This is a genomic window from Centipeda noxia ATCC 43541 (assembly GCF_000160555.1).
Taxonomy (GTDB): Bacteria; Bacillota; Negativicutes; order Selenomonadales; family Selenomonadaceae; genus Centipeda; species Centipeda noxia.
In genome coordinates, this window is the sequence record NZ_GG749279.1 from 261,700 (window position 1) to 286,755 (window position 25,056).

General features: G+C 50.7%; 17 protein-coding genes and 1 other RNA gene. 17 read left to right on the forward strand and 1 reads right to left on the reverse strand.

Annotation, left to right across the window (positions count from 1 at the left end; all coding sequences use genetic code 11):
• Window positions 1-30: 30 nt before the first annotated feature.
• Window positions 31-1,248 carry an HD-GYP domain-containing protein gene (locus HMPREF7545_RS02735; protein ID WP_006694150.1) on the reverse strand — a complete coding sequence of 406 codons (1,218 nt, stop codon included), beginning with the start codon at window positions 1,246-1,248 and terminating at the stop codon, window positions 31-33.
• A 227-nt stretch (window positions 1,249-1,475) separates the two neighbouring features.
• Here HMPREF7545_RS02735 and HMPREF7545_RS02740 point away from each other — a divergent pair, with 227 nt between their 5' ends.
• The 17 genes from HMPREF7545_RS02740 (at window position 1,476) to HMPREF7545_RS02815 (ending at window position 25,011) form a co-directional block, all read left to right on the forward strand.
• Complete coding sequence (locus tag HMPREF7545_RS02740; RefSeq protein WP_006694151.1) at window positions 1,476-2,948, forward strand: LCP family protein; 1,473 nt, start codon at window positions 1,476-1,478, stop codon at window positions 2,946-2,948.
• A gap of 1 nt (window position 2,949) precedes the next feature.
• A complete protein-coding gene (locus tag HMPREF7545_RS02745) occupies window positions 2,950-4,866 on the forward strand; it encodes an ABC transporter ATP-binding protein (RefSeq protein ID WP_040571151.1) in 1,917 nt (638 codons plus the stop codon).
• 2 nt (window positions 4,867-4,868) lie between these two features.
• A complete protein-coding gene (gene recD2 / locus HMPREF7545_RS02750) occupies window positions 4,869-7,037 on the forward strand; it encodes an SF1B family DNA helicase RecD2 (RefSeq protein ID WP_006694153.1) in 2,169 nt (722 codons plus the stop codon).
• 253 nt (window positions 7,038-7,290) lie between these two features.
• Entirely contained in the window at window positions 7,291-8,238 is a 948-nt protein-coding gene (locus HMPREF7545_RS02755) for an aspartate carbamoyltransferase catalytic subunit (RefSeq protein ID WP_006694154.1), read from the forward strand.
• Window positions 8,239-9,531, forward strand: coding sequence for a dihydroorotase (locus HMPREF7545_RS02760; protein WP_006694155.1), 1,293 nt, complete (start codon window positions 8,239-8,241; stop codon window positions 9,529-9,531).
• Window positions 9,528-10,601 (forward strand): glutamine-hydrolyzing carbamoyl-phosphate synthase small subunit, encoded by a 1,074-nt coding sequence (gene carA, locus HMPREF7545_RS02765; RefSeq protein ID WP_006694156.1) that lies wholly within the window; start codon window positions 9,528-9,530, stop codon window positions 10,599-10,601. Before HMPREF7545_RS02760 ends, carA begins: the two co-directional genes overlap by 4 nt.
• 3 nt (window positions 10,602-10,604) lie before the next feature.
• Complete coding sequence (gene carB / locus HMPREF7545_RS02770; RefSeq protein WP_006694157.1) at window positions 10,605-13,832, forward strand: carbamoyl-phosphate synthase large subunit; 3,228 nt, start codon at window positions 10,605-10,607, stop codon at window positions 13,830-13,832.
• Window positions 13,804-14,589 carry a dihydroorotate dehydrogenase electron transfer subunit gene (locus tag HMPREF7545_RS02775; RefSeq protein ID WP_006694158.1) on the forward strand — a complete coding sequence of 262 codons (786 nt, stop codon included), beginning with the start codon at window positions 13,804-13,806 and terminating at the stop codon, window positions 14,587-14,589. The genes carB and HMPREF7545_RS02775 overlap by 29 nt, the downstream gene beginning before the upstream one ends.
• The gene (locus tag HMPREF7545_RS02780) at window positions 14,579-15,529 is read left to right on the forward strand and encodes a dihydroorotate dehydrogenase (RefSeq protein WP_006694159.1); all 951 of its coding nucleotides are present in this window, start codon (window positions 14,579-14,581) and stop codon (window positions 15,527-15,529) included. Before HMPREF7545_RS02775 ends, HMPREF7545_RS02780 begins: the two co-directional genes overlap by 11 nt.
• A 142-nt stretch (window positions 15,530-15,671) precedes the next feature.
• Window positions 15,672-16,028, forward strand: an RNA gene (gene rnpB / locus HMPREF7545_RS09945) — RNase P RNA component class A.
• 40 nt (window positions 16,029-16,068) lie between these two features.
• Window positions 16,069-16,731, forward strand: a complete 663-nt coding sequence (locus HMPREF7545_RS02785; protein WP_040571152.1) for a C40 family peptidase — start codon at window positions 16,069-16,071, stop codon at window positions 16,729-16,731.
• Window positions 16,732-16,924: 193 nt separating this feature from the next.
• Complete coding sequence (gene dprA, locus HMPREF7545_RS02790) at window positions 16,925-18,016, forward strand: DNA-processing protein DprA (protein ID WP_006694161.1); 1,092 nt, start codon at window positions 16,925-16,927, stop codon at window positions 18,014-18,016.
• Window positions 17,979-20,300 (forward strand): type I DNA topoisomerase, encoded by a 2,322-nt coding sequence (gene topA, locus HMPREF7545_RS02795; protein ID WP_155812204.1) that lies wholly within the window; start codon window positions 17,979-17,981, stop codon window positions 20,298-20,300. Before dprA ends, topA begins: the two co-directional genes overlap by 38 nt.
• Complete coding sequence (trmFO, locus tag HMPREF7545_RS02800; protein WP_006694163.1) at window positions 20,297-21,613, forward strand: methylenetetrahydrofolate--tRNA-(uracil(54)-C(5))-methyltransferase (FADH(2)-oxidizing) TrmFO; 1,317 nt, start codon at window positions 20,297-20,299, stop codon at window positions 21,611-21,613. The genes topA and trmFO overlap by 4 nt, the downstream gene beginning before the upstream one ends.
• A 16-nt stretch (window positions 21,614-21,629) precedes the next feature.
• A complete protein-coding gene (gene hslV, locus HMPREF7545_RS02805; protein ID WP_040571154.1) occupies window positions 21,630-22,169 on the forward strand; it encodes an ATP-dependent protease subunit HslV in 540 nt (179 codons plus the stop codon).
• The gene (gene hslU / locus HMPREF7545_RS02810) at window positions 22,166-23,560 is read left to right on the forward strand and encodes an ATP-dependent protease ATPase subunit HslU (RefSeq protein WP_006694165.1); all 1,395 of its coding nucleotides are present in this window, start codon (window positions 22,166-22,168) and stop codon (window positions 23,558-23,560) included. Before hslV ends, hslU begins: the two co-directional genes overlap by 4 nt.
• A gap of 125 nt (window positions 23,561-23,685) precedes the next feature.
• Window positions 23,686-25,011: a replication-associated recombination protein A gene (locus HMPREF7545_RS02815; protein WP_081443565.1), complete on the forward strand. Its 1,326-nt coding sequence runs from the start codon at window positions 23,686-23,688 to the stop codon at window positions 25,009-25,011.
• Window positions 25,012-25,056 lie beyond the last annotated feature (45 nt).

Consider the following 25,056-nt stretch of genomic DNA (forward strand, 5'->3'; position numbering starts at 1 on the left):
GACAGATTATTCTGTCCGGATTTTTGTTCGTCAGGCTCTTTGTCTTCTCATCGTGGGCGGCAGCCATACACCGGATGATTTTATTCCCGCTGCTGGGTCCTTCTTGCGCTCTTCCTCCAGATAATAGGAGGGGTCTACGCCGAGTTCGTGGATGAAATGATAGAGATCATTTCCTGTCGGGACAACCTGTATCGATTCCGATCCGTTCGGTACATCAGAGAGATCAATCACAGAGCGCTGTTTTAGGAGCTTTCCGTTCGTATCAGCAAAGAGAATAATGATCGGTGTTGTCGTTCTCCCAAACTTACTTTCTTTGACAACAGCAAAGCCAAATGTCGTTTTTAATACGGAGCCTTCCGGATACAATGCCACATTGTTGAAGAAGGTATCCAAAAGTTTACGGTCAAATTGCCCTTTGTTGATATTATGCATAATATTGTAGGCAATATTTGGCATGTACGCTTTTTTATAGGGACGTTCGCTGGTCAGCGCATCATAAACGTCCGCAACAGCTGTGATCTTTGCGAATCGGTGTATCTGCTCACCTTTGATTCCACGCGGATAGCCGGTTCCGTCAATGTGCTCATGATGCTGTCCTGCAATGGCGGCAAGGAGGCTTGATTTGGGAAGGCCGCTCATTTTTAAAATACGCCGTGCGCCCGTTGCAGGATGCTGGCGCATAATATCAAATTCGCTGGTGCTCAGACTGCGTTTTTTATTGAGAATATCGGTATGTACATCGATTTTTCCAAGATCATGCAGCAGCCCGCCTAACGTAATAAGCGAAACATCCTCTTTCGGGAGATGGCAAAGCATGCCTATCATAGCAGACAGTACGGCGACATTGACGCTGTGTGCAAAGGTGTAAGAGTCATGGGTTCGAATATCCGTGAGCTGAACAAGATTTTCGTGATTTTCGAAGAGATCAAAAACAATAGAGTCGGTTACCTTCTGCAGAGTGTTTACATCCAACGTGCCGTTTTCCTCGATGGATTGAAATGTATTGTAGACCGCGCCGATTGCTTTGATGCGTGTCTTTTCTTCGATTACGTCGGGCGGAGGCGGCAGTTTATATTTCGGGTCCATGGAAGTTACGGTCACAGATTGAATGCCGAGCTCGTGCAGTTTACGGATATAATCGATTGTAATCGGCTGACCCTTGACAAGATAACTGCCTCCTGCAGTATTGAACAAACTCTGTCCAAGAACCATACCGCCCTCTAGTTTTGAGACGGGAAGTCGCAGCATATTTTCCTCCCTATTGTAATGGAACGCATGTCGCCGAATTCTTCCGCAAACAGGAAATACTCTTTGCTCCCCAGCGACTATAAATTAAAATAATATGTGTTTTGTATGTAGTTAGTTTACATGAATTGTTTTTTTTTGTAAAGATAAACTCTCTCGATTTGCATAGAACTCTTGTTTCTGCTATACTGATATGAAATTTCTTTGCAGAGAGGGCGGCGCGCAGTGTGATGGAACAAGAACCTAAAATCGATTCGGAACAGGAGAACAGCGATAACCGTACTTTTATCAAGTATGCGGGAGCTGTTTTTTTCATTTCTTTTATATTGGTGTGTTCTGTCTACTATTTGGGCGGATATTTTATGTCGGGATCGCTGCGCGGTATGAGCGGTATTGATGATGCGGCAGGGGACAATCTGACCTATGTTCTCCTTATGGGGGTTGACCGCAGAAATGGGGACAGCGGGCGGAGCGATACATTGATACTTGCCGCAATCAATGAGGAGCAGGGACGGGTATCGTTGCTTTCGATTCCGCGTGATACACGCATCAAGGTCGGTGATTACGGCTATGATAAGATCAATCATGCCTATGCGTATGGCGGCCATGACATGGCTCTTTCAGCGGTCAGCGGACTGCTTGGTGTCCAGGTGCGCCATTACATCATTATTGACACCTCGGCGTTTGAGCGCATTGTGGATGCGGTCGGCGGTGTGGATATCAATGTGGAAAAGCGCATGTATTATGAGGATCCCTGGGACGACAATGGAGGTCTTATCATCGATCTTATTCCCGGCGAGCAGCACATGGATGGTGCGCATGCAATTCAATACGTACGCTATCGTGACGGAGAAGGAGACATCGGACGTATCGGACGGCAGCAGCGCTTTATGCGGGCATTCTTTGCGCAGCTTATATCCCCGGAGGTGTTTCCGCGGCTTTCAGCCGTAATGGAGGAAGTGAAGAGTGCCGTCGAGACAGATTTGTCCGTACGGCAGCTTATTACACTTGTGAATCGGTTCAAGAATGCCGCATCCGACGGCACCGCTATCCAAATAGCTGCGGGAACACCGGCATATCTTGGGGATGTGAGCTACTGGATTCCGGATATCCAAAAGACACGAAAAGCATTGTTTGAAGGAGTGGGCAAAGAACTGTCCGACAGCATGTATGCAGCGGCAGAACATGACGCAGCCGTATATCGGGCGGATATGCCTGAACGCCTGCGTTTGATGGCGAAACAGGATGCCCGTGAACTCCTGCCTTCCTCAGAGGAGCTGCTCGCGGAGGGAGACCGTGTGATCAGTAAACAACGCGATTCTGCTGAAAATATGTCTGAAGAAGTGCAGACGGAGAAAAAACAAGAGGAAAAGAGAACAGCGGAGAAGAAAGCCGGCGTTCAAGATCAATCGGGGGATATCTCCGTCATGGTTATCAACTCAAGCGGTATTGACGGAGCGGGAGCTGAGGTTGCTGATATCCTGCGGACAAAGGGGTTCCGTATATCGAGCGTTGAGACGGGGCACTCTTCGGATCGTCCAAAAACGGCCATAATGACGGCTGATGCGCATGTGAACATGTTCTACGGGATGCCGTTTCCCTGTGTTATCATGCCCGTCGATGGCGCGGGAGAGAAGCAGGCGATTGTAATTATCGGCCGCGACTATCGGCCGGATGCCGCGGACAAGGATGGAGAAGAGTGATATGGGCAGTTTGAAGGTGATAGGACTTGAAAAGTCCTATGGCATACGTACACTTTTTTCCAACGTGAACTTCGAAGTGATGCATGGCGATAAGATTGGGCTTGTCGGTGCGAATGGGAGTGGAAAGACAACACTCATGCGAATCCTGCTCGGACGGGAGGAGTCTGATGGCGGACGAGTAGTGATGGATTTCGCCGATACTGTCGGTTATGTAGAGCAGCAAGCAGATTTTTCCGGCGATACGCTCTATGATGAGCTGCGCGGTGCTTTTTCCGATATCATTGCACTCGGAGACGAAAAGGGGCGAATGGAGCAGCATATAGCATCGGGGAGGGCCGATGCTGCCGAGATGGCTGCTTACGGAAATCTGGTGACGCGGTTTGAGGCGATGGATGGGTATGATTTTGAAAGCCGCATCCGCCGTGTTGCATTCGGACTTGGATTCTCCGAAGCGGATCTCATGAAGGATGTTCGACATTTTTCCGGCGGGCAGACAACGCGGATCTGTCTCGCAAAGGCACTTCTGCGCGAGCCGGATTTTCTCTTTTTGGATGAGCCGACGAATCATCTGGATATTGGGATGATCGAGTGGCTGGAGAAGTTCCTGCAGTCCTATCGCGGCGGGGTACTCCTGATCTCACATGACCGCTATTTTCTCGATCGTATCGCAACGCGTATTTTGGAACTTGACCACGCGGAAATCGCGGCGTATACGGGAAACTATACGCATTATATGCGGGTAAAAAATGAACGGCGGGCAGCTTTGCAGAACGCCTATAAGAAACAGCAGGAGCATATTCGAAAGACAGAAGAGTATATCAGCAGGTACAAAGCGGGGATTAAGGCGAAGCAGGCGCGCGGACGTCAGAGTCAGCTGAATCGTCTGGATCGGATTGTACTGCCGCCCGAGGCGGCGCGTTTCAAATATTTTTCCTTTACGCCGCCGGCAGAATGCGCCCAGAGGGTGGCAGAGCTGGAGGATATCACATTCTCTTATCCCGGAGGCCGGCGTGTTCTCGACAACATTTCTCTTCTCATACGAAAGGGGGATGGTGTGGCGCTTATCGGCGAGAACGGCGTCGGAAAGACGACGCTCCTGCAGATTCTCACAGGTGAGCTCGAGGCAAGCGGGCGTGTTAAAATCGGCAGCCGCGTTAAAATCGGATATTTCTCACAGCAGCATGAGGGGCTCGATCCATCGAAGTCGATATTGGATGAGATCTGTTATACCTATGGACTGGATGAGGAGACGGCGCGCAGTTATCTGGGCGCGTTCCTCTTTCACGGCGACGACGTACTGCGTCTCATCGGGGCGCTCTCAGGCGGCGAACAGGCGCGCGTAGCATTCCTCAAGCTGATGCTGACGGGGGCGAATTTCCTTGTGCTGGATGAGCCGACGAATCATCTCGATATTCCTGCACGTGAGGCTGTGGAGGAAGCGCTGATGGCGTTCCCCGGCACCTTCATTGCCGTATCGCATGACCGCTATTTTCTCGATAAAACAGCAAACTGCACGCTGGAACTTAAAGACGGAAAGCTCACAGAGTATCTTGGCAGCTATGGATACTATCTCATGAAGAAAGCCGCCGAAGAGGAGGAATCCCAGCGAGCAGAGAAGAGTACCGGAAATCGGATCTCACCTGCCGAAAGGGAGAAGGCTCCTGCAGAGAAGGCATCCTCTGCAAAACAGACGGCGCACAGTGCATTGTCTCCCGGCAGGAGGCAGGAGATGATCGAGCGGACTGAGGCAGAGATCGCGATGGCAGAGGCTGAGCTCAAGGGGCTCGAGTATGAGATGAATCTGTCAGAGACACAGGAAGACCCGGAGCAAAGCCGTGCTATTGCCGAAGCGTATGCGGAAAAGGAACGCGAGATCATGCAGCGCTATGAAAAATGGGAACAGCTGACGGAGGCATAAGTATGGAGCGCCGGCAAAATCTTGATTTTCATCCTGCAGAGGAGAAACTGTCGGGCGTCGTCGAACATATTATCTTCGCATCAAATGACGGTGCATTTTCCGTGTTTCGTTTGCGTTTGGAGCAGCAGGGAAAATGCACGGTGACGACAAAAGGGGCTGCACCTCTGGTTGGACAGGAGGTCCTCCTGAGCGGCACATGGATCACGCACCCGCGCTTCGGCCGACAGTTTCAGGCGATGCATATGAAAGTCAGCGCACCGACAAATTCAGCAGGCATTGAACGATTTCTTGCTTCCGGTGCAATTGATGGAGTCGGGCCTGCGATGGCACGCCGTATTGTGGAACACTTCGGTACAGAGGCACTTCGCATCATCGAGTCTGTACCGCACCGTCTCAGGGAGATTTCTGGCATTGGACCCAAAACTGCCGAGAAGATTGCTTCCTCCTATATGCGTCAGTCGGAACTGCGGGATATTATGCTTTGGTTGGAGGAACATGGGGTTACAGGAACATATGCTGCACGTATTTTCAAAGCATATGGTTCGCTTGCAGTAAAAGTGATGGAATCTGCCCCTTACCGCCTTGCGCAGGAGATCGACGGGATCGGCTTCATTACGGCGGATACCATTGCCATGGTAGCAGGCTGGGAAAGAAATTCTTTCGAGCGGATTGAGGCGGGACTATCCTATGAGCTTTCTCAGATATCTTCCGGCGGACATTGCTGCATTCCCGAAGGGATACTTGCGGATCGTGCGGCACAGCGACTTGGTGTTGCACGAAACGAGATTATGGAGGTGCTTAGCCGCGCGGTAAAGATGAATCGCCTCTATGCGGTAGATGATATGGGAGAACGCCTCATCTATGCGCCTCAACTCTATAAGGCGGAGGAGGAAACGGCGCGTCTGCTTCGGATGATTCAGCGCAAGGCAGAACGCATTCACGTCAATGATACCGCTTCTCTTGTCTCCGCATGGGAAGAGCATCATCATATGAGGCTCGCACCCGCTCAGAGGGAAGCCGTGGCTGCCTCGCTGCTGCACGGTGTCCTGGTCTTGACCGGCGGTCCCGGAACGGGGAAGACCACGGTCATCCGGAGCATTATTGACATCCTTGGGGCCCAGGGGATGGAGATCCTTTTGGCTGCACCGACGGGACGTGCGGCAAAGCGCCTTGCGGAGGCAACGGGCTATCCGGCGGCGACCGTTCATCGCATGTTGGAAGCGCAGGGCCGGGAAGATGGGGAGATGCGTTTTGCACGAGACGCAGAGACACAGCTTGAGGCAGATATTATCATTGTTGATGAAGTGTCGATGATGGATATTGTACTCATGCAGCATTTGCTCGTTGCCGTTTTGCCCGGGGCACATGTCATATTTGTCGGCGATGTCGATCAGCTCCCTGCCGTCGGCCCCGGTTCTGTGCTCAAAGACATCCTGCGCTCGGGCGTAATCCCAAGCGTACGTCTTACGGAGATCTTTCGTCAGAATAATACAGGGACGATTGTGCTCAATGCACATGCAATCAACGCCGGACGTGTGCCGTCATTTACGGAGGCGGACTTTTCTTTTATTCCTGCGGTTTCGAACGAGGATGCCGCAGGACAAATTGTCGCTCTGTGCAGGCAGTTTATGAGGGAAGGGATTTCTCTCATGGATATGCAGGTGCTCTCTCCCATGCGGCGTGAAGCCTGCGGCGTGGATATGCTCAATCGAAGCCTCCAGTCCGCCCTCAATCCCCGCACGGCGAACGCTGTGGAAACAGTGGGATTTCGTCTTGGCGATAAGGTCATGCAGATGCGGAACGACTACACGAAAAATGTGTTCAACGGGGATATTGGGATCGTTGTCCGAATTGATACAGAACATATGGATGTGCAGTTCTCTGATGATCTGGAGGTATCCTATGCGAGAGATGAATTTGGCGCACTCACGCTTGCCTACGCAATGAGCGTCCATAAGAGTCAAGGGAGCGAATACGATATCATAATTCTCCCGCTTGTGCGCGCACATCACATTATGCTGCAGCGGAATCTTCTCTATACGGCGGTGACCAGAGCGAAGAAGCGCGTCGTCATTATCGGTGATCGTGCGGCTCTCTATGCCGCCGTGAGCAATGATCGGACGCGGCGCCGCTACACGCTTCTTGCAGAACGCCTTGCAGAGCGTCTCTAAGAGGATCAATGTCGATTTATTTCACAGGAGCTCTACGGGGACAGTTGATTTTTGAAGAGGAAAACGCTATAATAGGAAAATAAAGTGAAGGGTCGAATCGGCACTTCCATACACATTACCTTTTAAGAGGTCCTGTGAGGCCTTAAAGGAGTCTTCAATGAAATATGATATGCAGTCCGTCTATCCTATTTTAGAATACAGAGCTTTCTTATGCCTTTCTTTAGGTATGGGAAAGCTTTTTTATTGAAGGGGGATGCACATGGGTCAGGAGTTATCGCTTAAGGGCCGGGACATTCTTGCGCTCAAGGATTTTACTGCGGAGGAAATTCGTCTCATTCTGAATACGGCACAGGAGATGAAGAATATCGTTGGCCGCGATATCAAGAAAGTGCCGGCATTGCGCGGAAAGGCAATTGTGACGCTGTTTTATGAGCCAAGTACGCGTACGCGGACATCATTTGAACTGGCAGGCAAGTATCTCGGCGCAGACGTCGTAAACATTACAGCGAGCACATCAAGTGTTGTCAAAGGTGAAAGCCTCAGGGACACACTCTATACAATCGAGGCGATGGGCGTGGATGCTATCGTCATGCGGCATAAAGCAGAAGGAGCAGCGGCATATGCAGCGGCAGCGGTATCCCCAGTCATTGTCAACGCAGGCGACGGCGCACATGCACACCCTTCGCAGGGGCTGCTGAATCTCTATACAATCGAGGAAAATAAGGGGAAGCTTGCGGGGCTTAAAGTCGCCATCCTCGGTGATATTCTGCACAGCCGTGTTGCACGTTCGGATATTCAAGGCATGCGAAAGATGGGCATGGATGTTCACATCGCAGGTCCAAAACCTTTGATGCCGCGTTTTTTGTATGAGGAAGAAGGCATCACAATTCATGATCGAATTGAGGATGCACTGGAGGGGGCGGATGTCGTTGAGGTGCTGCGTATCCAGCTTGAGCGAATGAAGGGCGGTATGTTCCCGACAACACGTGAATATGCTCGTATCTATGGACTCAACGAAGAACGTCTGGCACTCGCAAATAAGGATGCGCTTGTGCTGCATCCGGGGCCGATGAATAAGGGGTGGGAAATCTCTGAATCCGTCGCCTATGGCATACAGTCACGGATTCAGGAAGAAGTAAAGAACGGCGTTGCCGTTCGTATGGCGCTGTTTACCCTTGTCTTGATGGGAGGGAAGAGCTGAATGAGTGCATTATTGCTGAAGGGCGGCAGAGTTATTGATCCTGCTGCAAAGTTAAATCAAGTCTGTGATGTTTTGATCGAGGACGGCATCATTCAGAAGGTCGGGCTAGATATTCGAGCAGATCAGGCCGAAGTCTATGACGCCTCCGATAAGATTGTTGTACCTGGTCTTATTGATATGCACACACATCTTCGTGAGCCCGGACAGGAGGCGAAGGAAGATTTTGCCTCGGGGTCTCGTGCAGGGGCTGCCGGCGGTTATACCACAGTTGCGACAATGCCGAATACTTCGCCTGTGGTTGATACAGCGGCGCTTGTCACGAGCCTGCAGAAACGGGCGGAGGATGTCGCCATAATCCATATCCATATCATAGGTGCAGTGACGAAGAACCAGGAAGGCAAGGAACTCGCAGAATTGGGGGATATGGTCGCCGCAGGAGCTGTCGCCTTCTCGGATGACGGACATTTTGATCCCTCGGCAAAAGTTTTGCTCAGTGCGTATGACTACCTTGTTCCCTTCAATAAGGCGATTATCAATCACGAGGAGGACACATCTCTCGTTGAAGACGGAGCGATGAACGAGGGCCATCGAAGCGCTATGCTCGGCTTCAAGGGGCGCCCGATTGTGGCAGAGGATATTGCCGTTGCACGTGATATTATGCTTGCTGAGTATGCAGGGGCGCACGTCCACGTAGCACATATCAGTTCGGGACGCGCCGTAGAGCTGGTACGTGAGGCAAAGAAACGCGGCGTACATGTGACAGCGGAGGCCACACCGCATCACCTTACAATGACCGATGCGCTTGTCGATCCTGCCGACAGTTCGACTAAGGTCAATCCGCCACTGCGTACAGCGAAGGATGTCAATGCAGTGGTCGCAGGACTTTGCGACGGTACCATTGATATGATTGCAACGGATCATTCACCGCATGCGGCTGAAGAAAAGGACCGCGAATATATTTATGCGCCCAGCGGATTCCCAGGACTGGAGACGGCAATTGGCGTGCTGATGACCGATCTGGTCCATACGGGAAAGCTTCCCTTGGAGACATTGATTGAGCGCATGACCTATGCACCTGCACGCGTGTTCCAACTGAATGCCGGGACACTTCGTGAGGGAGGTCCTGCCGATGTTACCGTCATTGATCCGAATCTTGTTTGGACTGTTGATGAAAAGAAGTTTTATACAAGGGGAAGCCATTCTCCGTTTGTTGGACGTGAGCTTACAGGAAAAGCTGTCCTGACTGTTGTTGACGGTCAAATTGTTATGAAGGACGGTGTTATAATCGTATGAAAGGAAAACTTATCCTCGAGGACGGTTCAGTTTATATGGGCGAACTTCTTCAAGACAATACAAAGATCGTGGGAGAGGTCGTATTTACTACGACTATGACGGGATATCAGGAAAGCCTGACGGATCCGTCTTTCTGCGGACAGATTCTCACCATGACATATCCGCTCATCGGAAACTATGGTATTGCGCAGAAATTCATGCAATCGCGTCGTTCCTTTGTGCGCGGATTCGTGATTGGTGAACTCTGCGATGCGCCGAACAACTGGCAGTCAGAGGAAAACTTGGCAGCTTTTTTGGAGGAAAACAAAATTCCATGCCTGTATAATGTGGATACGAGAGCTGTTACGCGTCATATACGTTCTGCAGGCGCGATGAAGGGGGTAATTGTTCCTGCGGATACAGAGGAATCGGAAATCAATGCTCTGCAGAAAGAGGACCTTCCTCGCAATGTGGTAGAGATCGTGACAACACCAGAAATCTATACGCTCGAAACGGAACAGTCCAATGCACCGCATATTGTGGCGATGGACTTCGGCGTTAAGCGCAGTATTCTACAAAATATCAACCGAATCGGTGCCAAGGTAACCGTTGTTCCGGCGCATACAAGTGCTGATGAAGTCCTTTCGTTGAATCCCGATGGTATTTTTTTGTCGAATGGTCCTGGTGATCCCGCTGATGTTCCTGAAATCGTTGAGGAAATCCGCAAGCTTGCGGGAAAGAGGCCAATATTCGGCATATGTCTCGGACATCAGCTGCTTGCACTTGCTTTTGGTGCAAAAACCTACAAGATGAAATTTGGGCACCGTGGCGGAAATCAGCCGGTCAAGAATCTGAAGATGGGAAAGGTACATATTTCTGCACAGAATCACGGCTATGCTGTTGATCCGGCATCTCTTGAGAAAACTCCTCTTATTGTTACACATTTGAATGTCAACGACAATACAATTGAAGGCTTACGACATACATCTCTTCCTATATTTTCGGTGCAGTACCATCCTGAAGCCGCACCGGGACCAGATGACAATATGTATCTTTTTGATGAGTTCTGGAACCTCATGAAAGGGGCGTGACATATGCCGCGCAAAGAAAATTTAAGGAAGGTCATGGTCATTGGGTCGGGGCCTATTATCATCGGGCAGGCAGCAGAATTTGACTATGCAGGTTCGCAGGCCTGTCGTGCTCTGAAAGAAGACGGGCTGGAAGTAGTGCTTGTCAACAGCAACCCTGCGACCATTATGACCGATACTAATATTGCGGATCGTGTTTACATAGAGCCATTGACCGTGGATTTTCTTGAAGAGATCCTCTCTAAGGAAAAGCCGGACGGTTTGCTTGCGACACTTGGCGGGCAGGCAGGTCTCAACCTCGCTGTTCAGCTTGCCGAAAAAGGTATATTGGAACAGCATGGAGTGGAACTCCTCGGCACCTCTCTCGACGCAATTGAAAAAGCGGAGGATCGGGAACGCTTCAAGGAGACAATGGAGAAGCTCGGTGAACCGATTCCGGAAAGCACAATCGTCGAAGATGTTCGCTCTGCAGTAGAATTCGCAAACTCCATCGGATACCCGGTTATTGTTCGCCCTGCCTATACCATGGGGGGGACCGGCGGCGGTATAGCGGAAAACGAAGAAGAGCTCATTGCTATTGTGATCAAAGGACTTAATTATTCGATGATCGGGCAGGTGCTTATTGAACGCAGTGTTGCCGGATGGAAGGAAATCGAGTTCGAAGTCATTCGCGACGGCAATGACAACTGTATTACTGTCTGTAGTATGGAGAATTTTGATCCTGTTGGTGTACATACGGGAGATAGTATTGTAGTTGCTCCTGCACAAACATTGACGGATCATGAGTATCAGATGCTTCGAAGTGCAAGCCTGAGGATCATTCGTGAACTGGGGATCGAGGGCGGCTGTAATGCTCAGTATGCTCTGGATACGATGAGCGACAAATATTACGTCATTGAAGTCAATCCGCGTGTCAGCAGGTCCTCTGCACTTGCATCGAAGGCTACGGGTTATCCCATTGCAAAGGTATCCTCAAAAATTGCGATCGGCTATACTTTGGATGAAATTGTCAACTCCGTTACCAAAAAGACAAAAGCCTGTTTTGAGCCGACAATTGATTACTGCGTTGTCAAGTTTCCACGTTGGCCATTTGATAAATTCATATACGCTGACCATACACTTGGGACACAGATGAAAGCGACAGGCGAAGTTATGTCCATTGATCGTAGCTTTGAAGGGGCAATCTTAAAGGCTGTACGATCCTTGGAGATCGGTGTTAATCGGCTTTTTATCGATCGCTTCGCCGAATGGGATAACGAGCGCTTAGAGAAACAATTGTCTTTTGTCAACGACGAGCGAATCTTTGTTATTGCGGAGGCGTTGCGCCGCGGAACATTGTCCGTGGATAAGATTTCGAATATCACTAAGGTAGATAAATGGTTCATTTATAAACTCAAGCACATTGCAGATGTGGAGAATCAACTCTCCTCGTTGCCGCTGACGCCGAAGCTTCTCGCTGCAGCAAAATGGGTCGGCCTCGCAGATATTTCGATTGCTGAGATCACGAATAAAACAAGGGATGAGATCCGCACGATGCGGCGCAGTAACAATATCCTGCCCTGCTATAAGATGGTGGATACATGTGCTGCAGAATTTGAGGCAATGACACCGTACTATTACTCCACTTTTCGCGCAACAGAAGATGAGGTCACTGTATCCAATAAAAAGAAGGTGATTGTGCTCGGATCCGGACCGATACGAATCGGTCAGGGGGTTGAATTCGATTACTGTTCGGTGCACTCAGTATGGGCGCTGCGCGAAATGGGGATCGAGGCGATCATTATCAACAATAATCCGGAGACGGTGAGTACGGATTTTGACATTTCAGACCGCCTTTACTTTGAGCCACTGACAGTAGAAGATGTGCTCAATATTGTTGATAAGGAAAAGCCGGATGGAATCATCGTGCAGTTCGGTGGGCAGACGGCTATCAATCTGGCGGCAGAACTTGAGCGTGCGGGGCTAAGGATCTACGGAACCTCTGTCAACGATATTGATCGTTCCGAAGACAGAGAGCGCTTTGATGAGGTGCTGACCCAGACGGGAATTTCACGTCCGGAGGGCATCAGCGTGACAAATCTCGAGGATGCCATAGCGGGGGCAGAACGCATCGGATACCCTGTAATGGTGCGCCCGTCCTATGTACTCGGCGGACGAGCAATGGAGATTGTCTACAATGAGGAAGAACTGCGGGATTACATGGGGCGTGCCGTAAAGGTGACGCCGGATCACCCTGTACTTGTGGATCGCTATATGCAGGGAACAGAGGTTGAGGTCGATGCCATTTCAGATGGGGTTGATGTCGTTATTCCCGGCATTATGGAGCATATTGAGCGTGCAGGCATTCATTCAGGCGACAGCATTGCGGTCTATCCGCCGCAGACGCTTCCTGCGCGTGTGATCTATACAATCATCGACTATACGAAGCGCCTCGCCGTCGCTCTCCATGTGAAGGGGTTGCTTAACATACAGTTCGTCGTTGTACGCGACGAGGTGTTTATTATTGAAGTGAATCCGAGGTCCAGCCGCACAGTTCCATTTCTGTCTAAGATTACAAATGTCAATATGGTAGGTGTGGCAACGCAGGTAGCGATGGGAGCGACGCTCAAAGAACTTGGTTTCCATTCCGGACTAATCCCGCCGCGCCCGTATGTTGCGGTTAAGGCCCCTGTGTTCTCGTTTGCAAAGATGACGGATGTCGATATCTCCCTCGGGCCCGAGATGAAGTCGACGGGCGAAGTCATGGGCGTGGATTATCACTATGCGCGTGCACTCTATAAGGCAATTGTCGGCTCGGGGCTCAATATTCCAACCAAGGGCTGTCTGCTTTTTACTGTTGCAAATAAGGATAAAGAGGAATTGAAGCAGCTTGCCAAGGCATTTTCCGAATTCAACTTCGATATCGTTGCGACAGAGGGAACAGCAAAAGCGATCGCTTCGCTTGGAATTGATGTCGAAGTTGTCGGCAAGGTGCATGAGCGAAGTTCAGATATCATTGAAATGATCAAGAGCGGGAAAATTAATATGGTCATCAATACGCTGACCCAGGGCAAACATTCTGCCCGCGACGGATTTAAGATCCGACGCGCAACCGTTGAGCACGGGATTGCCTGCCTCACCTCGCTGGATACGGCGTGGGAGGTGTTGCGCGTGCTTGAATTTATGCAGAAAAGGCGTCTTGTATATACATTGGCTATTCAAGATTATGTCGGTGGAGGGGATGATCTTGCCTAAGGTGATCGAAGAGGCTCGAGTTTTATCGCATGCATATCCGATCAGCGGCGTGGATATTCTTACCATAGAAGCCCCCATGATTGCACGCGGCGCACTTCCAGGGCAATTTGTACAGATTACCGTGCCGGTAGGCGGTGGATTTTTACGTCGTCCACTCGGAATTGCCGAAGTTTCGCGAGATAAGGGATGGATACGCCTCATCTATCGACAGGTGGGACGCGGCACAGCGTCATTGGCGGCGGCGAACACGAGGGAAACGGTTTCGGTTCTTGGTCCGCTTGGACATGGGTTTAATACCTCCTTTCGTCATCCACTGCTTGTCGGGGGGGGGATGGGGCTCACACCGCTCCTATTCTTTGCGGCAGAGCATCGTCGTACGTCGATTCTCATGGGAGGGCGTACAAAAGAAGAGCTCTTTTGGGAGAAAATCTATCAGCCCTATGTGCGTGCATGCTTTATAACAACAGATGACGGTTCATACGGAAACACGGGGGTTGTGACGACGCTCCTTCCAGAGCTGCTTCAGCGCGGAGATTACGACAGTATTGCCGTTTGCGGACCATCTGTCATGATGGAGCGTGTTGCCGCCATCGCTGCGCAGCACGATATTCCATGTGAAGTATCTCTCGAGCGCCGTATGGCGTGCGGGCTTGGGGCCTGCCTTTCCTGTGCTGTGAATACAAAGAGCGGTCGGCGAAAGGTCTGTAAGGACGGTCCCGTATTCTCTGCTGCAGAGGTATACGATAATGTTTCATAATAATTCGAACTATGCCTATGACAACCTCCTTCATACAAATATTGCGGGGATTGAGATGCAAACACCTGTCCTGGCTGCATCCGGAACCTTTGGTTTTGGTGAAGAGTTTGCCGACTTTGTCGATCTCGCACGACTTGGCGGAGTTATGGTTAAAGGGACAACGCTTTTACCGCGGTGCGGGAATGATGGTGTTCGGATCGCAGAGACGCCGGAGGGAATGCTGAACTGCATTGGGCTTGAAAACCCGGGCGTAGATGTCTTTTTGACAGAGATACTGCCGCGCATCAGGAACTATGGCATGAATGTCATTGTCAATATATCAGGCAGTTCTGTTGATGATTATGCACATATAGCCGCAAGACTTAACGGTTCTGATATAGCTGCCCTCGAAATTAATATTTCCTGCCCGAATGTTAAGGAGGGGGGGATTGTTTTTGGTACGGACCCGCATGCTGCAGCTGCCGTCGTTCGTGCAGTCTGTGTACAAACGAATAAGCCGGTCATCGCCAAACTCTCACCGAATGTTACCAGTATTACGGAGATGGCGCTCGCAGTCGAGAATGCCGGAGCAAATATTATATCTCTGATCAATACCCTTGTTGGTATGCAAATAGACATAGACCGTCGTCGGCCAGTTCTTGGCAACTGTACGGGGGGGCTTTCCGGACCTGCGGTCAAACCGATCGCTTTGCGCATGGTATGGGAGACCGCACACGCAGTTCACATTCCTGTCATAGGGATGGGCGGGATTGCTTCATGGCAGGACGCCGTCGAGTTCTTCCTCGCAGGAGCATCTGCTATTGCGGTCGGAACAGCGAACTTTATCGATCCAAATATTACGATGAAGATATGTGATGGTCTCGGACATTACTTACATAAAAATAATATCTCTAACATACGTGAGTTGATTGGTAAAGCATGGGATCGTGACGACGTATAGAAAAAGCCTTATTTCTAATGAAAAAAATTTATACTAAAATCGTTTTTTTGTTCGCTAATCGAAGATCTATCCTATGTATTACAAGGGCCTGAGAATATTTTGACACCTGTACTCCACATGTGGTATAATCTTTGCGTTGGTATGAGAAACCGAGACAATCGCGCTTATTTTATTAAATGAGTGAGGAAAGTCCGAGCTCCGCAGGGCAGTGTGCTGGATAACGTCCAGCAAGGGCAACCTTAGGGACAGTGCCATAGAAATTTAAACCGCCGATCTGATCGGTAAGGGTGGAAAGGTGCGGTAAGAGCGCACCAGCAGTCAGGTGACTGGCTGGCTTGGGTAAACCCCACATGGAGCAAGACCAAATAGGGAGGGATTCTGACGGCCCGTCAGCCTTCCGGGTAGAGTCGCTTGAGGCACCCGGTAACTGGTGTCCCAGATAAATGATTGTCGCCGCCGTAATGGCGGAACAGAACTCGGCTTATTGGTTTCTCACAGCCAATACCATTTCGTATCTTCGTGTGGAAGGAAGTGTTTGCTTGCGAAAGAAAATCAAGATTCTTGCTTTATCCGCAATGCTCCTCTGCTCCGCATCTATTGTGAGCGCAGAGTCATTCCAGATTGGTGATCAAGGAACGGATGTTGCTGAGATTCAAGGACAGCTTTCCAGTTTTGGATATGATGTTGTTGCTGACGGTGATTTCGGCCCGGCAACGGCAGAAGCTGTTAAGGAATTCCAAGCAGCGAATGGTCTGGCCGTCGACGGTATGGTTGGCCCGGTCACCTATCAGGCACTTCTCGGGAAATCGATGCCGCAGGTCAGCCGAGGTTCCAACTACATTGTTCGGCGCGTGATTTCCGACTCCATGCAGTACATTGGCGTTCCATACTCCTTTGGCGGAACGACGCCGTCCGGGTTTGACTGCTCTGGATTTGTGCGCTATGTATTTGCAAACGCAGGCATCTATCTTCCGCGTACTGCAGATGCACAGTACGATGTCGGATATCCGGTTTCATCGGCTGAAATGGTGCCGGGAGATCTCGTATTCTTTTCCACCTATGAATATGGACCGTCGCATGTGGGCATTTATCTTGGAAATGGAAATTTCATTAATGCCTCGTCAAGCCGCGGCGTTGCGATTGACAACCTGTACGGCGGTTACTGGGGCGCATGTTATATCGGAGCGCGCCGCGTTATGTGATAATGCAGAATCTGGGGAGGGGCATAGCCCCTCTTTTTTTATAGGAGTACAGTTATGTCAGATTTGTTCCTAATCCTCCTCATTTTCTTGATGCTCTACTATGTCTTTGGTGATGAATTATTTCCAAGATAATAAATGATGCTGGTTGCAATCTTATATGAATTTATGTAATATGGGGAGCGTGTGAACATCAATGGAGGATCGATGGTATTTGGCAGCGTTGCTCCAATGCCGCCATATCGGGAGTGTGCGCATGCGCCGCTTGTATGCGGCCGTATCTTCAGCGAAGGAGATATGGTCGCTGTCCTTTGGGGATCTTAAAGCAACGGGTGCTCTTTCGCCGACTCTGGCCGAGGAGCTTATCCAACACATCGAAGGGCATCCTGATCTGCCGGAACAAATTGAGGAAGACTGCACACGGCAGAGAATTGCTGTGTGCACGATTAATGATGATTTATATCCGATCGTTTTGCGGGAAATCTTCGATCCACCACTGGTGCTCTATTATCGTGGTACGCTGATTCCGGATGCACGCCGGATTGGCATTGTCGGCGCACGTAAATTCACAGCTTACGGCGAAGCTGCAGCGATGGAGTTCGCCGAGCGGCTTGCGCGGTCAGGAGTGACTATAACCAGCGGCGCAGCGCGCGGGATTGATACCCGTGCACACCGTGGAGCACTCCGCGGAGGGCGGACAGTCGCTGTCCTCGGATGCGGTGTTGACATTGCCTATCCGCCAGAAAATCGCCGCTTGCTGTCGCAAATTGTCGAGTCGGGGGGCGCGGTCCTTTCAGAGTATGCGCCTGGTACTCAGCCTCTGCCTGCCTTTTTCCCTGCACGCAATCGCATCATCAGCGGATTATCGGAAGGTACGCTCGTTGTCGAAGCGGCAAAGCGCAGCGGGTCTCTCATCACAGCAGAAATGGCCCTCAGTGAGGGCAGGGATGTATATGCCGTTCCGGGCAGCATCTACTCTCCTCAGAGTGGCGGGTGCCACAATCTCATTCGTGCAGGAGCTCGGTTGGTAGAGTCGCCGCAAGAGATATTGGAGGAAATGCATTTGGCAGAACCCCCGCGTCGTCCTGTGCGTGAACAGATGACTCCGGAAGAGGCTCGTATCTTTCAGGTCTTGTCTTTCGAACATGCGCTGACCATGGATGAAATAATGGATAGTCTTCCGGATACCATAACGACAAGCATCCCGCTTCTGTTACTTCAAATGCAGCTCAAAGGGCTTATTACAGAAAATGAAATGCATGCCTACCGGCGTGTCGAAAGGAACTGACAGATTGGCTACGCTGACATCTGCGCAAAAAACAAAAAAGTCGAACACAAAATCGGTGAAAAATCTAAAAACAACAGGAAAAAAATTGCCCCAAAAAATACTTGTCATTGTAGAATCTCCTGCAAAGGCGAAAACAATTGAACGGCATCTCGGGAAGAACTATGTTGTCAGAGCATCTATGGGACACCTCCGAGATTTGCCGAAGAGCCAGTTTGGTATTGATGTGGAGCATGATTTTTCTCCGAAATACATTAATGTTCGCGGCAAAGGAGAATTGATTCGCTCCCTAAAAAAAGAAGCAAAAGACGCGGATAAAATCTATCTGGCCAGTGATCCAGATCGAGAGGGCGAGGCCATTGCTTGGCATCTTGCCTTTATTCTTGGCATAGATCCAAAAAAAGATTGCCGTATTGTTTTTCATGAAATAACAAAGCCTGCCATCGAAGAAGCCGTTCAGCACCCCCGTCCCATTGATATGGAGCAGGTTGACGCCCAACAGGCGCGACGTATGCTTGATCGCATCGTGGGCTATAAACTCTCACCGCTCCTTTGGCGCAAGGTGCGCAAAGGGCTCTCCGCCGGGCGCGTGCAGTCTGTGACTGTACGGTTGATTTGTGATCGTGAACGCGAGATTGATAGTTTTCAGTCCGAGGAGTATTGGACAGTTGAAGCAAAACTTAAAAAAGGGGAAAAATCCTTTGCGGCAGAAGTAACGCATGCACACGGGAAAAAACTGTCTTTGCACAGCCAAGCAGATACGAAAACTCTGACTGACGATCTGGCACAGCAGAAGTTTCTCGTCAAAGAAGTCAAACAGAGCGAGCGGCGCAAAAAGCCGGCGCCACCGTTTACAACGAGTTCTCTCCAGCAGGATGCCGCGCGTAAACTGGGATTTACCTCCGGGCGTACGATGATGATCGCACAGCAGCTCTACGAGGGAATCGTGTTGGGAAGACAGGGCGCAACTGGACTGATCACATACATGCGGACAGATTCAACACGCATCTCTAATCTTGCTGTGGACGAGGCACGCGGCTATATCAGTGCCGAATACGGAAAAGAATATATTCCGATGCGTCCCAACATCTACGCGATGGGAAAGAAGGCCCAAGATGCCCATGAGGGAATTCGCCCGACGAGTATTTTGCGGACACCGGCAGATGTTGAGCACTATCTCAACCGTGATCAGCTGCGCCTCTATACACTCATATGGCAGCGATTTGCCGCGAGCCAGATGTCTGCAGCCGTATATGATACAATATCGGCACAAATTGCAGCAGGCGACTATCAGCTGCGCGCACACGGATCAAAACTCAAATTCAGAGGCTATACTGCGGTTTATGTGGGGGCTGAGATATCGAAAAAGGAAAAGGACACTCTTCTGCCTGAGCTTGCGGCAGGCGATTCTCTTGCACTCTCAAAACTGAATCCGGAGCAGCATTTCACAGAGCCTCCGCCGCGCTACAATGATGCATCAATTGTAAAGACGCTTGAGGAAATGGGCATCGGGCGCCCGAGCACGTACGCGCCTATTATTGAAACTATACAGAAACGCGGCTATGTTGAACGTCGTGAAAAGCAATTTCACCCGACGGAGCTCGGCTTTATTGTGACCGATATGCTCGAGGAATACTTTAAGCATATTGTAGATGTGAAGTTCACTGCAAATCTTGAGGGAGAGCTGGACGAAGTCGCGGATGGGAGCCTTGACAAGAACGATTTACTCCGAAATTTTTATAATCCATTTGAGGAGACGTTGAAAAAAGCAGAGAGCGTCATCGGCGAGGTGGATATTCCCGATGAGGTCACGGATATTCCCTGTGATAAATGCGGACGAATGATGGTCGTGAAGCAGGGACGTTTCGGTAAGTTCCTCGCCTGCCCTGGATTTCCGGACTGCCGGAATGCAAAGCCTCTTCTGCGTGATACGGGCGTTTCCTGTCCCAAATGCGGAGGGAAGATTGTCGAGCGCAAGAGCCGTCGCGGGCGTTCTTTCTTTGGCTGTGACAATTACCCGGCATGTGATTACACCACATGGGATGAACCACAGAAAGAGACCTGCAAAACCTGTGGTGCGTTCATGCAAAAGCATCGTTACCGTACGGGACGCGCCATTCTCTATTGCAGCAATGAAGCCTGCACCACGCGCATCGGCAGTCCGATTGAAAAAGAGCTTGCACGTCAGAGAGCTCGCACACAGGCCCCCGGAGGGACTGATGAGAAAGAGCAGAAGCGTGCGGCGGTAAAAAAGAAAACATCAGGCCGAAAAGGAACGCGTTCGTGAAAAAAGTCATTGTTGTCGGTGCAGGACTTGCCGGAAGCGAGGCAGCATGGCAGGCTGCTAGAGCCGGCGCATCGGTGGAGCTCTTTGAAATGCGCCCCCTGCGCAGATCACCTGCACATAAGACGGACGGATTTGCAGAACTTGTATGCAGCAACTCTCTGCGTGGAGCGGGCCTTGAAAATGCTGTTGGTGTGCTCAAGGAGGAAATGCGCCGCCTCGGATCTCTTATCATGCAGGCAGCAGATGCAACCGCTGTGCCTGCCGGCGGAGCGCTTGCTGTTGATCGTGCTGAATTCAGTGATTATATCACACAACATATTGTGCAGCATCCCAATATCAGTGTTCACCATGCGGAGATTACAGAGATTCCTTCTGTGGATGACAGTGTTGTCATTATTGCCTCAGGGCCTTTAACGGACGGCGCTCTTTCCCTTGCGATTCGATCGCTGCTGGGGGATGCTGCCCTGTACTTTTATGATGCCGCTGCTCCTTTGGTGAGTTCTTCAAGTATTAATATGACGGCGGTATATCGTGCCTCGCGCTACGGAAAGGGAGAGCCCGCATACATCAACTGCCCGATGAATGAGGAGCAGTACGATGCTTTTTGGGATGCTCTCGTCCATGCAGAGAAGGCCGAGGTACATGATTTTGAAAAAGAGATTTTCTTTGAGGGGTGCATGCCAGTCGAGGTCATGGCGGCACGCGGAAAGGACACTCTTCTCTATGGACCGCTCAAGCCGATCGGCTTAGAGCATCCAGTGACGGGAGAGCGCCCCCACGCCGTCGTCCAGCTTCGGCAGGACAATACGGAGGGGACGATCTATAATATCGTTGGATTCCAGACGCGGCTCAAGTGGCCGGAACAAAAGCATGTTTTTCAGATGATTCCAGGACTGGAACAAGCAGAATTTCTGCGCTACGGTGTCATGCACCGGAACACTTACATCAATGCACCGCGTCACCTGCGCCCAACCTTTCAGCTGAATGTGAACGAGTGCATTTTTTTTGCGGGGCAGATGACCGGAGTAGAGGGATATGTCGAGTCTGCAGCATCAGGACTTATGGCGGGGCTGAATGCTGCACGTCTTGCACGGGGGGAATCGCCCCTTGCATTCCCGCGGATGACCTGCCACGGAGCCCTTGCGCATTATATTACCTCCTGTGATTCGGCTCATTTTCAGCCGATGAATATCAATTTTGGGCTGCTTCCTCCGCTTACAGATCTGCCGCGGCGCACGCGCAAGCCGCAGAAAAAGCTTCTGCTCGCCGAGCGGGCACTGAATGTGCTGGAGCATTTTCATGAGAGCATGTGAAAGGAGTATGTGCGAAATGATATTTCACGCAACAACGATAGTGGCGGTTAAAAAGGGGAACAAAGTTGCCGTCGCGGGCGACGGACAGGTCACCTTTGGCGAACGTGCAATCATGAAGGCAAACGCGCGCAAAGTTCGCCGCCTCTATCATGGGAAGATCCTCGCCGGATTTGCCGGCTCTGTTGCAGATGCGTTCACCTTATTTGAAAAATTCGAAGTAAAACTCGAGTCATACAGCGGAAATCTCCAGCGCGCAGCTGTGGAGCTTGCAAAGGATTGGCGTACCGACAAAATTCTGCGCAAACTCGAGGCGCTTCTCCTTGTGGCAGATCAAAGCAGCATTCTTATGATCTCCGGCAATGGCGAAGTCATAGAGCCGGACGGAGACTGCACGGCAATCGGCTCGGGCGGATTCTTCGCACTCGCCGCAGCTCGTGCTCTCACCGCGCACAGCGATATGGATGCTTCTGCAATTGCCAAGGAAGCTCTTTCGATTGCCGCAGATATCTGTGTCTATACGAACCATAATATTACAGTGGAGGTGCTGGAATCATGAGTCCTGTCGGAGTCAATGAGCAGACGCCGCGTGAGATCGTTGTCGAGCTTGATAAATATATTGTGGGCCAGCATGAGGCGAAACGATCTGTTGCCGTCGCCCTTCGCAACCGATGGCGCAGCCGACAGCTGGATGCGGAGCTGCGGGACGATATCATTCCGAAGAATATTCTCATGATCGGCTCAACTGGCGTTGGCAAGACAGAGATCGCCCGTCGACTGGCACGCCTTGTCCGTGCGCCGTTTTTAAAAGTAGAAGCGACGAAATTTACGGAGGTCGGCTATGTCGGCCGAGATGTCGAGTCGATTGTGCGGGACCTTGTGGAAACTGCTGTGCGAATGGTGCGTCAGCAAAAAATAGAGGAAGTCCAAGAGAAGGCGGAGGAGAATGCAGAGGAGCGGCTCATTGATGTCTTTGTTCCGGTTCAGAAGAAGTCCAGTAATCCGCTCGGAAGTCTCTTTTCATCGGAACAGGAAGAAAAGATCGAGGCACAGGAGCCTCCCAAATATCAGGCCGGTCGTGAATGGGTACGCAAGCGTCTGCGCAGCGGAGAGCTGGAGGATGACCTGATCGAGATTGATGTAGAGGAATCTGCCCGTCCGATGGGTGGAATGTTTGCCGGATCATCTCTTGAAAGCATGAGTGATAATCTGCAGTCCATGATCGGAAAGCTCGTTCCGAAACGTCATCGAAAGCGTAAGGTTACTGTCAATCAGGCCCGCAAAATCTTTGCAGCAGAGGAAGCAGACAAACTCGTCGACATGGATGTCGTTGCCGAGGAGGCGGTGCGCGCTGCAGAGTATAGCGGTATTGTATTTTTGGATGAGATCGACAAGGTTGCTGTCAGCAGCGGACACAGTACAGGCGCAGATATCTCGCGCGAAGGTGTGCAGCGCGACATCCTGCCCATTGTAGAAGGATCTACGGTGGTGACAAAGTATGGTCCCGTGAAAACCGATCATATCCTCTTCATCGCAGCCGGAGCGTTTCATATCGCAAAGCCGTCAGATCTCATTCCTGAACTGCAGGGGCGTTTTCCCATCCGTGTGGAACTGAAATCTCTCGTCAAAGAGGATTTTGAACGCATCCTTACAGAGCCGAAGAACGCGCTGATCAAGCAGTACAGTGCGCTTCTCGGTGTGGAAGGCGTATCTCTTCACTTTGAGGAGGATGCAGTCGGGCGCCTTGCTGAGCTGGCGGAAACAGTCAATGAACAAACAGAGGATATCGGCGCGCGGCGTCTTTATACACTGCTTGAAAAACTCCTTGAAGAGGTTTCCTTTAATGCGCCGGATCTCAAAGAGAAAGAGATTGTCATAGATACTGCATATGTGGATCGCTGCCTTGCCGATATTGCCGGCGATCACGATGTGTCACGCTTCATTTTGTAAACGCATAAACGCAGACGGTTCGGGGAATAATCATGAATCCCGGGCCGTTTTTGCTATTGCCTAAGTTTCTTTTTTATGCGATAATCCATAACAAGAGCATACGGATATCGGAGGTGGAGACGGAGATGGACGAACAGGGCGGACTTTTTGAACGCACGGCATATCAGCCCTTAGCAGAACGTGTTCGCCCGCAGTCGCTCGAAGAGTTTGTCGGGCAGGAACATCTCTTGGGGAGCGGAAAAGTGCTCCGCCGCCTTATCGAAAGTGACCATATCACCTCCATGATTTTTTGGGGGCCGCCGGGAGTTGGTAAAACGACACTTGCGCAAATTATTGCAGCGCAGACCAAAGCAAAATTCATTACCTTTTCTGCGGTGACGAGTGGGATTAAGGATATTCGTACAGTCATGCAGGAGGCCGATCGCCGCCGTATCTACGGAGACCGGATCATTGTTTTCGTCGATGAGATACATCGCTTTAATAAGGCTCAGCAGGATGCCTTTCTTCCGTTTGTCGAAAAAGGGAGTATTGTTCTCATTGGCGCGACGACAGAGAATCCTTCTTTTGAAATCAACAGCGCCCTTTTGTCACGCTGTCGTGTTTTTGTCCTTCAGGGCTTGACAATCGATGATATCAAGCGCCTGCTGCAGCATGCACTTTCTTCGGACCGTGAACTTAGGGTACTTCGGATTCATCTTTCCGATGAGGGGATTGCAGCGATTGCCGCCTTTGCCAACGGTGACGCGCGAAGCGCTCTGTCAACGCTTGAGATGCTGATTCTGAACGCAGATGAAAGAGACGGCGAGATCTATGTGACAGAAGAAAATCTCGCACAGTGCATCACACGAAAATCGCTGCTCTACGACAAGAGCGGAGAGGAGCATTATAATCTGATCTCCGCCCTGCATAAATCTATGCGCAACTCTGATCCAGATGCTGCAGTCTACTGGCTTGCCCGGATGCTTGAGGCAGGTGAGGATCCTCTCTATGTTGCGCGGCGCGTAACTCGATTTGCTGCCGAGGATGTGGGACTTGCAGATCCACGGGCACTTGAGATTGCCGTTGCGGCATATCAAGCATGCCATTACATTGGTTTTCCGGAGTGCAACGTCCACCTCACAGAAGCCGTGATCTATCTTTCTTTGGCGCCGAAATCGAATGCCATGGAGACGGCGTATCTGTCGGCAGCTGCAGATGCACGGAACATGCTTGCGGAACCTGTTCCGCTTGTGATCAGGAATGCGCCCACGAAGCTCATGAAAGAACTTGACTACGGCAGAGGTTATCAATATGCTCATGATGCTGCTGAACGTATAACAAATATGCAGTGCCTCCCAGATTCACTCGTTGGGAGATCTTATTATCATCCCACAGAACAAGGGATGGAAGCGCGTTTCCGTGAACGCCTGGATTGGATAAAAAAATGGAAGATGGAACATTCATCCAAATAATTAAAAATCGAAATAACATATAAACGACTGTAAAGCGAGATATGT

Excerpts from the sequence above, each read along its gene's own strand:
- HMPREF7545_RS02735 (WP_006694150.1), bottom strand. The coding sequence starts at position 1,248 with ATGCTGCGACTTCCCGTCTCAAAACTAGAGGGCGGTATGGTTCTTGGA.
- HMPREF7545_RS02740 (WP_006694151.1), top strand. The coding sequence starts at position 1,476 with ATGGAACAAGAACCTAAAATCGATTCGGAACAGGAGAACAGCGATAAC.
- HMPREF7545_RS02745 (WP_040571151.1), top strand. The coding sequence starts at position 2,950 with ATGGGCAGTTTGAAGGTGATAGGACTTGAAAAGTCCTATGGCATACGT.
- recD2 (WP_006694153.1), top strand. The coding sequence starts at position 4,869 with ATGGAGCGCCGGCAAAATCTTGATTTTCATCCTGCAGAGGAGAAACTG.
- HMPREF7545_RS02755 (WP_006694154.1), top strand. The coding sequence starts at position 7,291 with ATGCACATGGGTCAGGAGTTATCGCTTAAGGGCCGGGACATTCTTGCG.
- HMPREF7545_RS02760 (WP_006694155.1), top strand. The coding sequence starts at position 8,239 with ATGAGTGCATTATTGCTGAAGGGCGGCAGAGTTATTGATCCTGCTGCA.
- carA (WP_006694156.1), top strand. The coding sequence starts at position 9,528 with ATGAAAGGAAAACTTATCCTCGAGGACGGTTCAGTTTATATGGGCGAA.
- carB (WP_006694157.1), top strand. The coding sequence starts at position 10,605 with ATGCCGCGCAAAGAAAATTTAAGGAAGGTCATGGTCATTGGGTCGGGG.
- HMPREF7545_RS02775 (WP_006694158.1), top strand. The coding sequence starts at position 13,804 with ATGTCGGTGGAGGGGATGATCTTGCCTAAGGTGATCGAAGAGGCTCGA.
- HMPREF7545_RS02780 (WP_006694159.1), top strand. The coding sequence starts at position 14,579 with ATGTTTCATAATAATTCGAACTATGCCTATGACAACCTCCTTCATACA.
- dprA (WP_006694161.1), top strand. The coding sequence starts at position 16,925 with ATGGAGGATCGATGGTATTTGGCAGCGTTGCTCCAATGCCGCCATATC.
- topA (WP_155812204.1), top strand. The coding sequence starts at position 17,979 with ATGAAATGCATGCCTACCGGCGTGTCGAAAGGAACTGACAGATTGGCT.
- hslV (WP_040571154.1), top strand. The coding sequence starts at position 21,630 with ATGATATTTCACGCAACAACGATAGTGGCGGTTAAAAAGGGGAACAAA.
- hslU (WP_006694165.1), top strand. The coding sequence starts at position 22,166 with ATGAGTCCTGTCGGAGTCAATGAGCAGACGCCGCGTGAGATCGTTGTC.
- HMPREF7545_RS02815 (WP_081443565.1), top strand. The coding sequence starts at position 23,686 with ATGGACGAACAGGGCGGACTTTTTGAACGCACGGCATATCAGCCCTTA.